The 14,025-nt window shown below is 57.6% G+C and carries 15 protein-coding genes and 1 pseudogene; 4 read left to right on the forward strand and 12 right to left on the reverse strand.

Features of this window, described 5'->3' with window-relative positions; translation table 11 throughout:
• Positions 1-11: 11 nt before the first annotated feature.
• Genes A0W34_RS30675 through A0W34_RS30685 form a run of 3 tightly spaced genes read right to left on the reverse strand, consistent with a single transcriptional unit; the run spans position 12 to position 1,576 of the window.
• Positions 12-308, reverse strand: coding sequence for a putative quinol monooxygenase (locus A0W34_RS30675; protein WP_081559193.1), 297 nt, complete (start codon positions 306-308; stop codon positions 12-14).
• A gap of 37 nt (positions 309-345) precedes the next feature.
• Complete coding sequence (locus A0W34_RS30680; protein WP_081559195.1) at positions 346-990, reverse strand: FMN-dependent NADH-azoreductase; 645 nt, start codon at positions 988-990, stop codon at positions 346-348.
• Between the two features lie 49 nt (positions 991-1,039).
• Positions 1,040-1,576, reverse strand: coding sequence for an acyl-CoA thioesterase (locus A0W34_RS30685; RefSeq protein WP_232330087.1), 537 nt, complete (start codon positions 1,574-1,576; stop codon positions 1,040-1,042).
• 86 nt (positions 1,577-1,662) lie between these two features.
• On the opposite strand from A0W34_RS30685, the gene A0W34_RS30690 reads away from it, so the two are divergent.
• Positions 1,663-2,667: a DUF2889 domain-containing protein gene (locus tag A0W34_RS30690; protein WP_081559199.1), complete on the forward strand. Its 1,005-nt coding sequence runs from the start codon at positions 1,663-1,665 to the stop codon at positions 2,665-2,667.
• Positions 2,668-2,750: 83 nt separating this feature from the next.
• Here the strand turns inward: A0W34_RS30690 and A0W34_RS33535 are convergent.
• Positions 2,751-3,156, reverse strand: a pseudogene (locus A0W34_RS33535) (M24 family metallopeptidase); the annotation flags it as partial.
• A gap of 103 nt (positions 3,157-3,259) precedes the next feature.
• On the opposite strand from A0W34_RS33535, the gene A0W34_RS30700 reads away from it, so the two are divergent.
• The 3 genes from A0W34_RS30700 to A0W34_RS33885 all read left to right on the forward strand — a co-directional run bounded on the left by A0W34_RS30700 (position 3,260) and on the right by A0W34_RS33885 (position 5,839).
• Positions 3,260-4,018: a hypothetical protein gene (locus A0W34_RS30700; protein ID WP_156888980.1), complete on the forward strand. Its 759-nt coding sequence runs from the start codon at positions 3,260-3,262 to the stop codon at positions 4,016-4,018.
• Between the two features lie 27 nt (positions 4,019-4,045).
• A complete protein-coding gene (locus A0W34_RS33880) occupies positions 4,046-4,918 on the forward strand; it encodes a LysR family transcriptional regulator (protein WP_442971959.1) in 873 nt (290 codons plus the stop codon).
• A 207-nt stretch (positions 4,919-5,125) separates the two neighbouring features.
• Positions 5,126-5,839 carry a TauD/TfdA family dioxygenase gene (locus A0W34_RS33885; protein WP_081559207.1) on the forward strand — a complete coding sequence of 238 codons (714 nt, stop codon included), beginning with the start codon at positions 5,126-5,128 and terminating at the stop codon, positions 5,837-5,839.
• Between the two features lie 55 nt (positions 5,840-5,894).
• Here the strand turns inward: A0W34_RS33885 and A0W34_RS30720 are convergent, their stop codons facing one another.
• The 8 genes from A0W34_RS30720 to A0W34_RS30755 form a co-directional block, all read right to left on the reverse strand.
• Positions 5,895-6,635 (reverse strand): alpha/beta fold hydrolase, encoded by a 741-nt coding sequence (locus A0W34_RS30720; protein ID WP_081559209.1) that lies wholly within the window; start codon positions 6,633-6,635, stop codon positions 5,895-5,897.
• Positions 6,636-6,722: 87 nt separating this feature from the next.
• The gene (locus tag A0W34_RS30725) at positions 6,723-7,478 is read right to left on the reverse strand and encodes an SDR family NAD(P)-dependent oxidoreductase (RefSeq protein ID WP_081559211.1); all 756 of its coding nucleotides are present in this window, start codon (positions 7,476-7,478) and stop codon (positions 6,723-6,725) included.
• A 31-nt stretch (positions 7,479-7,509) separates the two neighbouring features.
• Entirely contained in the window at positions 7,510-8,454 is a 945-nt protein-coding gene (locus tag A0W34_RS30730; RefSeq protein ID WP_081559213.1) for an ABC transporter permease, read from the reverse strand.
• A gap of 60 nt (positions 8,455-8,514) precedes the next feature.
• A complete protein-coding gene (locus A0W34_RS30735) occupies positions 8,515-9,456 on the reverse strand; it encodes an ABC transporter permease (protein WP_081559215.1) in 942 nt (313 codons plus the stop codon).
• Positions 9,450-10,304: an ABC transporter ATP-binding protein gene (locus tag A0W34_RS30740; RefSeq protein WP_081559217.1), complete on the reverse strand. Its 855-nt coding sequence runs from the start codon at positions 10,302-10,304 to the stop codon at positions 9,450-9,452. Before A0W34_RS30740 ends, A0W34_RS30735 begins: the two co-directional genes overlap by 7 nt.
• A complete protein-coding gene (locus A0W34_RS30745) occupies positions 10,301-11,326 on the reverse strand; it encodes an ABC transporter ATP-binding protein (protein ID WP_081559219.1) in 1,026 nt (341 codons plus the stop codon). Before A0W34_RS30745 ends, A0W34_RS30740 begins: the two co-directional genes overlap by 4 nt.
• Before the next feature lie 269 nt (positions 11,327-11,595).
• Entirely contained in the window at positions 11,596-12,390 is a 795-nt protein-coding gene (locus tag A0W34_RS30750; protein WP_081559221.1) for an SDR family NAD(P)-dependent oxidoreductase, read from the reverse strand.
• Positions 12,371-13,957 carry an ABC transporter substrate-binding protein gene (locus A0W34_RS30755; protein ID WP_081559223.1) on the reverse strand — a complete coding sequence of 529 codons (1,587 nt, stop codon included), beginning with the start codon at positions 13,955-13,957 and terminating at the stop codon, positions 12,371-12,373. The genes A0W34_RS30750 and A0W34_RS30755 overlap by 20 nt, the downstream gene beginning before the upstream one ends.
• Positions 13,958-14,025: the final 68 nt, after the last annotated feature.

Below are 14,025 nucleotides of genomic sequence, written 5' to 3' on the forward strand. Positions count from 1 at the left end.
GGAATGATGGATCAGATCGCAGAATCAACTACATACTTGGTCAATCCGGGTGCGCCGGCAAGGAGAGGCCCCAGATCCTTGATCGCCCCCGGGCCGGCACGCCATGCACGGTATGCAGCATCAGCCTCGGAGGAAGCCCACTTCTCTACGCAGAGCCAGTGACCCTCGTCGTCGTCGTCGATCAAAACGTCGACGCCCTCACAACCCTCGAACGCACGAGTTTCGGTCAGGATTCGCCCCACCACCTCGCGAGCGGTATCGAGGCTCTCTTTCTTCAGGCGCAAATCGAGAATTGCAGAAATCGTCACAGAAACTCCTTGTTGTAGTTGAGGTGAAAACAAAAAATCAGGAGCCGAGCGCAATTGCCAATTCGCGCACTGCACTCTCGGCGTATTCGAGGCTAGCGGAGGCGCGTTCCGCGAGTGGTGCCATCGGCGGGATACGTCCGGCCAACGTCAATTCTGCGGTGACAACCGAAACCTTCATTCCCAGCGAGCTTCCCAGCACCTCTTGCAAAGGCGGAATCGTGAAGTCGAGGCCCGCATTGTGGCTCCCCGGCGCGTACGTGTTGCCTCGACTCGACACGATGACAACCGGCTTGCCGGCGAAAGGCCGATTCGGTTCGTCGAAGGGAACCGTCGTACCGAGGACATGGATGTAATCGATCCACGCCTTCAGCGTCGACGGCAACGACCAGTTGTACATCGGAGCGCCGATGACAACCACGTCAGAGGCAGCGACCTCCGCAATCAACTCCGCTTGCAACGCCTCAGCCTGAGCGTCAGGCACGCTCCCCGGCTTTCGAAGTCGCTGGGCGTAGTGCAACTCTGCATCAGGTAGGTGCGGAAGCTGATTTCGGTGCAGATCGCGTTCGACAACGATCTTGCCTGCACCTTGTTCACGCCAGGTCTGCGCGAATAGCGCCGTCAATCTGCGCGACACCGAAAATTCCAACTCCGCGGACGAATCGATGTGCAACAACTGTGGCATCACATACTCCTTAGATCTGATTCACATGCAACCACACGGATGCCTGACTTCACGCCGGACCAGGTTCGCTGGTCAAACACGGATCGTTCTCGTCGAAGCCCGACCCAAGCCACAAACCTTCCAACGCACTACGCACATCGCTTGTCAGCGCCACCGGTCCGTCGCTGCCTAACGCCACCAGCACCGTGTCGCACAGACTGGTGCACTGCCCGTTGTGAAAGAGAGCCGAGGACGCGACAAACGACGTTCTACCGATACGTCCGATCCCGATTCCGGTGTCGATCCGTGCGGGCCAATGCGCTTCTACAAGAAAATGCACGACATTCTGCGAGGTGACCAGGCGGACCGTGTCGATCTTGGGGTCGTAGAGTCCGGGAAACAGACGTCCGTTGAGTACCGCGCGTGCATTCTCGTGCATGGCTTCGAGCGCGAGATTGTTCAAGTGCGCATTCGCGTCCATGTCGCCGAATCGTGAATCCGAAGTTCTTCGAATCGGATACAGATCGATGCTCAACCGTGCTGGGTCCGGACGTGGACCGGTGACGACGAGCGAATCAATGCTTTCCATGGAATCTGCCGAACTCACGTCCGCCTCCTTCTGTCACGCCCCACCCCACATTCATACATCACTAGGTATACCTTCATTAGTAAGCGTCACGAATTGGAGGATCCATGGCTATCACGATTCCCTTCGGCCTGAAGGCACGCGGTCCGGCGCAAGCTTCACCGGCGCGCAAACCCGGCTCGGTACGACGCACCTCGACGATTGACATGCAATGGCCCAACGGCCCCGGAACTCAACTCATGTTGACGGGCCGCGCACGAGATCTGAAAACGCCTGTCGACGGTAGTTCCCCGACTGTTCTCACCGAGGATCAGATGCGGGTCGGAGTTAACGCCACGACTCGAACCATCGAAAGTATCGAGTCCATTCCCGCACGGTCGAATCTCGACAAGATGCTCGGAGCCCGAGGGGGCGGAAATTCTCGCAAGGTTCTCGCAGAGGCCCTGGCTGACGAGGCCGCAGCCGGAACACCGCTGTATCTCATGCTCGACGACATCGCCGGCGCGTCACTGGTCGCCGGATTTGCCTATTCACGGTGGATGGACCGGGACCTGCTGGTTGCCTCCATCAAGGGCAGTGGAGGCGCTCGCAATATGGAAAGCATCTGCACCGGTTTCCAACCAGGTTCCGGCGCATTGATGCCCGACGGCTCGTCCAAATGGAATCACCAGGTGTGCGAAGTTGATCCGCTTCCCACCGCAGATGATCCACTCGGGTGGCACCCCATCCAGGAAGTGAGCGGGATCGCTATGCGACGCGCTCGCCGTATCGACGTCACACTCGGCGAGACGATCGAGATCGACTCGATGTTCCAAGACAGCTCGACCACCCCCGACGGTGGACGTGTCGCGGTTCACGAGTATCGCTTGACTGCAACTGCCGACCGCGTCACCGGCAAATTGCTCACCATCAACGCCGACCCGCGGGTACTCCCCTACGACGAATGCCCGTTGGCTTCGCTGAATGTGAAACGCATCGTCGGTACACCTCTCTCGGAACTGAGAACCGTTGTTCTCGAACAGTTTCCGGGAACCGAAGGCTGCACCCACCTCAATGACGCGATGCGAGCCCTCGCCGAAGTTCCGGCACTCGTCAGCGCAATCGAGAGTTGAAGCACGATCGACCCACTCACCGTAGTAGAAGGCTGATCAGACCGGGCCCGGCCTGAAGTGGTACCGGACGATGGCATGGATTCCGCGACGTATCCCGAACACGTCAGCAAACGTGGCGCGCCATGGGTGAGTAAGAAGGTGTGTTCACTGTGGGCGGCACGAGATCCGTCGGTGGAGCGATGGGCCACTTGCCAACGTCGTAGACGGCGCTGTCGATGCGGTGCGCGAACCAGGGAACGAGGGTCAGGGTCAATCCGAGCTGCAATTGAAATCATGTCCAGCGCGCCCCACATTGGAGACGTGCGGGCTGTCATGCCTGATGCGCCCGATTCCGTGTCCACCAAACTCCTTGTTGACCAAGTACCCGAAGTCGGTGGCCACCGCGCCGATCGCCGAGGAGATATCACCCAAGCGATTGTGGCTGTGCAGCGGCAGTCCGGTCAGCAGTGCGTCGTTGACCGACAGACAGATGACGTTGTGGAGCGGGCCTCACCCGAGTTACGGCGAAATCCCCGGAACACCACGGGTCTCCGTTCCGACATCGAATCGGCAGGAATCGTCGAGGTGAGCACTCCTCGGTTTGTTGGGGATCGTGTCGGGATCAGTGGCCGTACTCAATCTGGAGATGGGCCACCTCGGCGATCCGCACGACGACCTTGCGTGGGTCTCACTCCGGGCGGTGCAGGAACCGTTCACCAACTTCCCCGATCGGCCTCAGGACTACGCTGCGCTCGTACCGTGGACCGTCGAAATCGACAGGATTCGCTACGATCGCGTGTTGGCAGAACTCGGGGTAGTCATCCTCGGACATCGTTCGACATCGAACCCGAATCTTCTTTCGGAAGTGGGTAACTCACTCATCTACGGTCTACTCCGCCGTCGCCAACTGACGGAAGCACTCGGCGATGTTCTAGGGATTCCGCTCCCAGACATCTCGGTACCCGAACCGAAACCAGGCCCGATGGATTGGCTGTGTGGCGCCGCTCTCGAACAAATTCGACCGATCATCGTTCCTCGCAGCGAGGATCCATTCGTGATTCAGCGAAGTAAAGGCCTTGCTCGAATTCTCGAGGTATTACGGCAATTCGAGCATCACAACGGAGACCTAGCTGAGCTCAATCTTGCCGAACTCAACGAGATACTGGGCGCTACTTACACCAGTTCCCACGAAGCGAGCAGCGAACTGTGCCGACGCGTCCGCGCGGGCCAACTATCAGAGATCAACGTGGTCTCTGCATTGGCACGGTCAGTCGGACGTCGCGCCGAGATGCTCAGATCAGCATCCGGGGTTCCGGCGGACCGCCATTTTGATCCTTTGCTCGCCGATCTACCTGCAGCGAAATCGGATTGAGCGGTGGAAGTTCAGTAGCTTCGGTGCATCGTTGCAGTAGCCGACCATGAAAACTTCACCCGCGCAGCACTCTCCCTCCGCATCGCCCACCCGACACTGTCCAGTTCTATCGCCAAGCTGGAAAAGGAACTGGAACTGCAGATCTTCGTCCGTACCCCCAAAGGCGCCGATCCCACGTCTGCGGGAACTATCGTCGTCGCCTCTGCCCGAGGCGTGTTGCGGCGAATCCTGGAGTTGGAATCCTCGGTGCACGAAATAAAGTCGGTCACCGCCGGGACTCTGAGACTCAAACCCAATCGTACTTTTGCAAGCCTGACCAGTAATCCGATTTACATGTTTCAAAAGAAGTATCCACTGGTTCAGATCGATTGGCGATCTTCTCGATCCGATTTCGAGGTTTCAAATTTCGTTGGACAAGGACGATGCGAAATCGGATTCTGCCGGCGTCCACAGTCCTCTCCACAACTCGATTTTCATCCAATCTGCCAGAGCCAATTGGTCGCCATATACGCGGCGAACAGTAACTTCGGAGCCGTTTCCGACCCGATGTCCCGGATCTCCGATCCCTTGTCCCGGATCTCCGATCCCTTGTCATGGTTGGAGGTTTCGCAACTTCCGATGATCGTCCCACCAATAGGTTCGGCCGCAAGATCCGGCCTTGAGCGCCTATTCACCGAGCGGTCGCTACACATCAATGTGTGCATGAAAGTCGAGCACTTCGAGTCTCATTTCGAGATGGTACGGATAGGGGCGCAGGCACTACCCTCGTCGAACGTACATCGATCAAGCATCTCGACGGACTCGAGGTTCGTGCCGCACACCCTCCCTCCACTCAGAGATCGGTTTGATTCACCGATTCGAGACTCTACTGCCCGGCTGCAATCGCCTTCAAAAATCTGATGATCGATCATTTTTCCACCCATAGATCCTCTACATAACGTAGATGGAAAATACTTATCGGACGGGAATGCCTGCAAAGCATTCAACTATTGGAGTAATTCACAGAGACGTCTACCGAATGAAGATACTTCCGTTAACTACCCGCATCGGCGCCGAAGTATGCGATTCTCTCATGGATGAATTGTCACACCGGAGTAAGTCGAAGAGATCCGCTACCATCTGATCGAGTTCAAGGCGCTCTTTTTCAGAGACCAGTTCATAACCCCCGAAGATCACGTTTCGTTCGGAAAGAAATTCGGATCCCTGGAGACATATCCGTTCACGGGATCCCATCACGAGCATCCCGAAGTTATGACCATTAAACGTTCGCCGGAAGAAAACCTGCGACACGGACAAAACCCCGATGGAAAGGATTGTTGGCACGCAGACGTGAGCTGGCGAGCCACGCCGTCCTTCGGGTCGATCCTTCGAGCCGTATCGGTATCTCCTGTCGGCGGCGACACGCTATGGTCCGACATGGTGGCGCCATCCGAGGGCCTTAGTACATCGATGAAGAACGCCTTAGTAAGACTGCGCGCCGTGCACACTGCAGAAAAGGCTTTCGGGTCCCGCCTGCCACCTATGAAGAAGGCTGATCTCCTCACACAGTTTCCCGCCTGTCGGGCGCCAGATCTTGCGCACACAGCCCGATACTGGCGAAAAGATACTGTTCGTCTGCGAATCCTTCATGTCCCACATAGTCGGCATGGATCGACGCGACAGCGACGAATTGCGAAAATCCTATACCGGCAAGCTGCGAAACCTGAGTATCAGGCTCGGTTGAGTTGGAGACCAGGCACTGTCCCATTCTGGGACAATCGATCCCGCAACAGTACGCATGCAACGACTTCGGAGATTTCGAACGAGAAGTACAGCACGTGACCATCGTCGGTGATCACCCCTTCTGACGGCGCCGGGATGATGGCGCGCACGGACATCAGGTCGTGCGTGCCTCCGTCATCAGAAGGTCGGCAAGGAGATCGGGATGAGTAATGAATGGTTCGTGTGGCGTATCTATGCTGTAGAGCCGAGTCACGCCAAGCCGCTCGGCAAATCTCCCCTGCCACGCTGGTGGCAGGATGGGATCACGTTCGGTGACAACATAACTGACGTTGACAGAACCGGGAAATCCGCTGCGGTATACGGACTCCGCCGAAGCGCACGCCGGCCAGACATCCTCAAGTGCATTCTTCAATACGAGATCAAATTGTCCGGGCGTCATGTCTGGAGCGAACATCGCCGCAAAGAACGATTTAAGGCCACCTTCCGGCGACGCGGGCCACCCAAGACGGGTCTGGTCCACTCCACGCAACTCCGTGCCGAACAGGTCACGAATGCTCTCCCCGTTCTGCGGGATCGATGTCGTGAGAAAGCAGGCCGACGAGAACAGATCAGGGCGACTATCGAGCATCAGAGGAAGTACAACCCCCGCCATCGAATGACCCACCAGCAGTGCATTTCTCGTATCGAGCGCAGTGAGTTCGTCGTTGAGCTCCTCGGCTATGTCGGCCAATTTCAACCGGTCAGTATCTCGGCCACGCTTGCTGCCACAGCCCGGCACATCAGGGGTATGTATGTTTCCCTCATAGCCGAGGGTTCGCAGGCATTCCACAACAGCGTCCCAACACCACGCTCCGTGATGACCTCCGTGCACCAGGACAATATCCCGATCATTCATTTTCGCTCCTGCCTCTCTTGAGCCGAACTTGCCTCCTTAGCAGAGACACGACCGAATTCAATGCTCATTGACTTCGGGACTGTAAACTTATATCCACAGCGGAATTCCGCCAGAGACCTTGAATCTCTCACCGGTAATGAACGATGCGTCGTCAGAACACAAGTAGATCGCCATCGAGGCGATATCCGCGACTTCACCCAGCCTGTTGACGAGCTGCCTGTCGGTGACGATGCCGTTCACCAAACCCTCTGGTAGATCTGCCATCGCACTCTCACTCGCGATTAGCCCCGGAGCTATCGCGTTGCACCGAATAACAGCTCTGGCGAACTCCGTTGCGAAAGCGATTGTCAATCCCCGCACCGCAAGTTTCGAAACGCCGTACGGCGACGCCGACGAGTAGCTCACCATCGACGAAATGTTCACAATGCTGCCACCTCCTCGAGCCCTCATCGGCTCGAGACTTGCGAGCGAGCAATTGATCACGCCCATCATGTTCACTTCGAACAAAGCACGAATGTCTGATAGAGGCAAATGAGAGAAGCGCCGGTTGTACTTGGTCAGGTGCAACCCCGCATTTTTGATCAGTATTTCGATACCGCCGAAAGGATCGACAGTCTCCGCGACGGCGTGATCAAACTGACCTTTGTCGACAACGTCGCATTCCACCGCAGCGGCATGCAGCCCTGCAGCCGATAGTTCGGCTGCAGCCTGCTTCGCTGCAGCTCCGTTTCGATCCACTAGAACTACCGCGGCCACTTCACGCCCGAGGGTCTCGCCGAATGCGCGTCCGAAACCCATTGCGCCACCGGCGATGAACGCGACACGACCATCGAACCTGCTCATTCACAGGCCTTTCCAGAGTCACACTCGATTCTCATTTCTTGCGTGGCTTGATCCGACCTGTTCCTTCGAGCGCGTCCCGCAGTCCATCACCGAATGTCGAAAATGCCAATACCGTGAGCACGATCATGATTGCCGGCGGAAGGAGCGACCACGGCGCCGAATACACATTGTCGAAAGCATCACGGACCATCGAACCCCACGAAGTCTGTGGCGCCTGCACGCCGAGACCCAGAAAACTTAGACTGGCTTCGGCGACGATCGCGACACCAGCAGAGAACGAAAGCTGTACGAGCAGCGGCGACGACGCGTTCGGTAGCACATGGCGCCAGAGCAGTCGCCACTTCGAACAACCGAGCGCCCGACAGGCCTCGATGTACGTTTCGGTCGCGACCGACTCTGCTGCACCGCGCGAAAGTCGATACAACGAGGGAGCCAGAACGATACCGATGGACACCATCGCATTGGTCAAACTGGGGCCGAAGATGCCGATGATCGCAATAGCGAGGATCAGAGGCGGCAGCGACTGCATTGCGTCGGAGATACGACTGATGAGCGCACCGATCCATCCACCGACCAGACCCGCGAACAGGCCGGCCGGGATTCCCAGGACAGCAGCAACGCCCACCGCCTGAACGACAGCCAGCAAAGTAACCTGAGCCGAATCTAACAGCCTGCTTAATATGTCTCGGCCGAACGCATCGGTCCCCAGCCAGTTAGAACCGTTCAGACCGGCAAAACTGTTGCTGAGATCCTGCTCGTTCGGATCGTGTGGCATCACGAGGGATCCGAAGAGTGCCAGTAGAACAACAAGAACGATGAAGATTAACGACACCATCGCTGTCTTGTTCTGTCGAAGCAGCCGCAGCGGCCTACTGGTTCGCAAAAAATGCTTGAACCGATTCTGATACAGGGACATCGAACTCGAGGCCCCAGGTGCCTCGGCAGTTACTCGAGTAATAGTCGGAGTTTCGGTCATCGGAACTGTCCTTCACGGATTGTAATGAGCACTGTCTGTCTGGGCCGAACAGCTTGCTCGCTACACACGAACACGCGGATTGAAATAGCCGTAGCTCAGATCTACGACAAGATTGACGAGCACGATGACTACGGCCGTGACCATCACCATGCCGAGAATCACCGGAATGTCGCGGCTGAAGACCGAACTGACCGCCAAGGTGCCGAATCCGGGTAAGGCGAAAACAAATTCGACGGTCACCGCACCGGCAAGTGCCCTGCTGACCTGCAGACCCAAAACAGTGACGATAGGCACACCAGCAGTCTTGAGCGCATGCTTGCCGATCACATGCGCGGACCGCAAACCCTTCGCCCGTGTGGTCCGGATAAAATCCTGGCTCAGCGTATCGACCATCGCCGCGCGTGTTTGTCTCGCGACCTCGGCAGCGCTGATCACCGCGATCGCAATCGAGGGCAGGATCAGATGCTGCAACCACGGAACAAAACCGTCGCCGAGTGGCGTGTATCCGGTAGCAGGAAAAATCGGACTGGAGATTGCCAGCGCAATGACGAGCACTAGGCCGATAATGAAGGGCGGCAGCGCCATTGCAACACTCGATACCGCAGTCAACGCGCGATCCAAGGCCGTGTTAGCCCGAACAGCCGCGACGATACCGAGTGGTAGACCGACGACAACGACGATGACCATCGCGACGACTGTCAGCGACAGAGTGACAGGCATCCGGTCCATGAGTATCTGTGAGACGGATTGCGAACTGTAAAGCGAATTCCCCAGATCCCCGTGCAGAACGCCCCACAACCAATCCAGATAGCGCAGCAGCAGCGGCTCATCGAGCCCCAACTGCTGTCGAGTCGCCTCGATATCAGCTGGCGTGGCACCATCTCCGGCAATAGTTTCGGCCGCATCTCCCGGAATGAAGTCAACCAGAGCGTAGACGAAAAAACTGACTAGGAGAAGCAATGGAATCGCTGACAGTAACCGCTTGATCAACAGATTCAGCATGACAGATCCTCGGCACTCGACATGGCCACAGCACCGGCCAGCGCATCGGGACTACACCGCGATCGCGGATGCGGAATCGCCGACACCAATTTTTGCGTATAAGGATGTTGCGGATTCTCGAAAAGCTCTTCGGACGTTCCGATCTCCACAATCTCCCCCTGGTACATCACCGCAACGCGATGCGCCAAGTACCGCACCAACGACAGATCATGCGAAATGAAAATGTAGGCCAATCCGCGCTCCTGCTGAAGGTCCAACAACAGATTCAGAACCTGAGCCTGGATCGAAACATCCAATGCAGCAACAGGTTCATCGCAGACGATAAACTCCGGGTCGAGAGTCAACGCCCTCGCTATCGCGATCCGCTGCAACTGTCCACCAGAGAACTCGCGAGGGTACTTCAGCAACTGATCTTCGCGCAGCCCCACGCGCTCGAGCAACACCCGAACCTTCTCGTCCCGTTCCCGAGCACTGACGTCCTGGTGAATGGTGATGGGCTCCCCCACCGCATCACGAATACTCATATGCGGATCCAGGGAACTGTACGGGTCCTGGAAGATCATCTGCGCGCGCCGCCGAAACACCCTGAGCTCGCGTGAATTCATCGACAATACGTCAGCACCGTCAAAAGTCACCGAACCGGCATCCGGTTCGATCAGTCGCAAGGCCTGCCGACCTATCGTGGACTTGCCAGCTCCGGATTCCCCGACGATACCCAGAGTCTCTCCCCGATTGAGAGTGAACGAAACATCCTTTGAGACTTGGGATCGCTCAACTACTTTTCCGAACATATTACGGCGCAACGGATATGACTTCATCAGCCCCGAAACCTCGAGCAGTGGACTCATCCTGCGATTCCTCTCAATTCCAATTCACCGTCGCGGATGCACCGCACTGCGCGATTGTCCGGGCGCATTTCGAGCGGAACAGGACCGTTGTTGCATCGCCCCTCGACCGCGTAGGCACATCGATCGTGAAATCGACAGGACACCGGCCAGTCCCATGGCGCCGGAACAGCCCCGGGGATCGCCTTCAACCGTGTTCCTTGCGCCCGTGGGTCCGGAATGGCGTCCAAGAGACCCTCCGCATATGGGTGCAGCGGATTTTCGAACAGATCGTCGATGCCGGTGGACTCCACAACCTGACCTGCGTACATCACATTGACCACATCACACATTTCGGAGACCACACCGAGGTCGTGTGTGATGAACAGGATGGACACGTCGAATTCGTTCTGCAGCTCCTTCATCAGGCGCAGCATCTCCTTCTGTACCGTCACATCGAGTGCAGTGGTCGGCTCATCCGCAATCAGCAGCTTCGGCTTACACACCATTGCAATGGCCAACATGACACGCTGGCACATACCACCGCTGAATTCATGCGGATACGCCCTCGACCGGCGAGCTGCGTCAGCAATACCCACCCGATCAAGCATCTCTACTGCTCGTCTGACCGCTTCCTTCCTGGACGCACCTTCATGCCGACGTACGACCTCGGCAATCTGGTCACCGACAGTGAAGGCCGGCGACAGACTGCGCCGCGGTTCCTGAAACACCATCGAGACATCTGCACCACGGACGTCAGCCAGCTCCGTCTCCGGTAAACCGACAAGTTCACGGCCGAGCAACTGTATCGATCCGGAAACTCGCGCATTGCCTTTGGGCAGTAACCCCATTGCCGCGAGCGAAGTGACCGTCTTTCCAGATCCGGACTCACCTACCAATCCCACGGTGGTACCTGCCGGCACCCGGAGATCGACTCCGTCGACAACTCGGGTCCAGCCGTGATCGGTATGAAACTCGACGGAGAGATTTTCGATGCGAAGGGTGTCTTCTGATGGAGTCGACTGAACGGCAACATGATTGGGCATAGGCACAAGGCTCCTGGATTCGACCTCGGAATCCGCTGACGGGTTACGAAAGGCTCGCCCCGCCCGGACGAGTAGATGATCTGGATCACAGCCTATCGGGTTCATGACTCCACGTCTACATCTGAGATGACTTCGCTTACTTTGTATTTCGCCAACTATGACTGCACGTATTGAAAGGTGCCCCGAGTCGACTCACGTCACCCCGGGGCACCTCGAATTGAACTGCAACTCAGCTGGGCAGGAACAGCATCAACGACAGCGGTTCCGATTCAGCGAACCATCAGGCCGCCACCGTCCACAGCAAAGACCTGTCCGGTCATGAACCTGGAACCGTCACCCGCCAGAAACTCGAGTACTGGAACCAGATCAGCGTCAATATCACCGAGCTTGCCACCGATCGGAATTGAGCCGATCAAATCTCGATCATGCTGCGCCAACTGTTCTTCAGTCATCGAAGCTCTGGTGCGGTCGTACATCGGCGTCCAGACCGCCGGCGCAATCGCGTTCACCGTAATTCCGAAGGGCGCCCATTCGACTGCCACCGAACGCACCCAGGCCAGGACGGCACCCTTGCTCGCCGCGTAGGCCGACTTTCCGGGATATCCCTTTGCGCCAGCCGCCGAGGAGAAGTTGATAATTCGCCCGCCGCTTGCCTTCATGTGGCGAAATGCCGCTTGGTTCGTCAGAAACGTTCCCGTGGCGTTGATGTCGAGAGCCTGGCGCCACAGATCGACCGGCGTCGATTCCGCAGAGGCCCCGGGCGCAATTCCGGCAGCATGGATGAGCACGTCCAACCCGCCCAGATCCTCAACTGCTCGGGTGACCGCACCATCGACTGAAAGCTGTTCGGATACATCGCACTTGACGAAAGTTGCACCGGCGTCCGATGCGATAGCAGCGCCGACAGATTCCTCGATATCGAGCGAGACCACCTGAGCGCCGTGCGCCGAAAAAGCGACTACCAACCCTGCGCCCATTCCGCTGGCACCACCGGTGATAATTACACGCCGTCCGGCGATGCCAGAGAACGCCGCCAGTTGTGCGTTACTTCGAGAGACCGACATAACGCAGATCCGGATATCCCGCGTAGTGGGCTACACCCATCGAATTTGCGCCGATTACCCTGTCCGAGTATGCAAATTGCGTTCCGACCGCACAGATGAACACATCCAACGCCTGCTCGTTGACCACCGAAGATGCCTTCTCGAGCGCGACGGTAACGTCTTTCGCCGACGTACTCGGGTCATATGCGGGCGCCAGTGCACTGACGAGTTCGGGTGGGGTTGTCCCCGGGAACTGACGCGGGTTGACATAGTTGCGCGCCAACGACTGCGCGGAGCTGGGATCCGAAACACGCACCTGCACCATCGAATCCTGCCCCTTCTGCGCGTAGCGAGTGATCGCCTCGATCACGTCGGAGGGCTGGACGTTCAACGTAACGCCAACCTCACCGAACTGAGCCGCGAGTGCCGCAGCCAAGTCGGTCTGCGGCGACAGACCTGCACCGACGGAAGCATCGATGGTCAGATTCGTGACGCCGGCTTCGGCCAAAAGGCTACGGGCCTTGTCCTTGTCGTAAGTGTAATCGACCGGAGGATTCTCTGAGAATCCGTCCATCGGCCCCGTGAGCGGTTGTGAAGTCGGTGTGCACTGGCCGTTCAGCAACGACTTGTTGATTCCCTCACGGTCGACGGCGAAGTTCAGCGCCTGCCTGACCTTCTGATTGTTCAGGTTGGGCCTGTCGATGTTCATGTACATCGAGTAGACCTGAGAGGGCGGGTAGGCGAAGTGCCCGAACCCATTACCCAGGTTGGTGGCCTGCGCATACTGCCCGACGCTGAAGTTGATGATGTCGACCTGGCCAGAACGAAGTGCATTCAGCCTGGCGTTTCCGTCCGGAAAACCCTTTATGTTGATCGTCTTCGCCAGCTGAGCCTCGGGCTCCCAGTAACCGTCCCGGCGTGCGTACGAGGCCGAATCACCGATCTTGATCTCCGTTGCGACATACGGTCCGGAGCCCACCGGTTTGACGTCCAGGTCAGGATTGTCCAACGCTGCCGGACTGATCAAAGAAGCTTCAACTCCGGAAAGAACGTAGGGAAGATCCGCAGCCTGGCGGTTCACCTTGATCTCAACGTGCTTCGGGTCGATCACATTGACGGAGTCGATCATCGAAAAGTAGTTTGCGACAGTGGAACCCGGAGAATTCTTTGCATGATCGAGCGTCGCTTTCACGGCGGCGGCATCCAACACGGCACCGTCAGAGAACGTGACCCCATCGCGCAAAGTGAATGTTGCCGACTTTCCGTCCGGTGCGAAGGCCCACTCGGTGGCGACCATCGGAGCGAGGGTGAGAGTGCCGTCCACGTCCGTCATCTGAGTCAGGCGATCGTAGATCGGCGTCAGATAAGGGAAGGCTGCCGGAGCACTGACCACCTTGTGTGGGTTCAGTGCCGGAGTCGGCACCGTGAACCCAACCTTTAACTGTGCATCCGAATTCGCTTGGGAAGCTGACGGACCTGAAGAACCACCGCCGGCATTGGTGGCGTTTCCGCCACCCCCGCAGGCTGTCAATGCCATGGCAACAGCGACTGTGCTGACACCGATCTTGATGCGGACTCGTCGATTCACGGCGAATTCTCGCTCTCTGATGAAGGTAGCAAGGCTACGTATTGGGTTGCTCCGCGGCACGCGGCCGA

This window comes from Rhodococcus sp. BH4 (assembly GCF_002079265.1).
Classification (GTDB): domain Bacteria; phylum Actinomycetota; class Actinomycetes; order Mycobacteriales; family Mycobacteriaceae; genus Rhodococcus_F; species Rhodococcus_F qingshengii.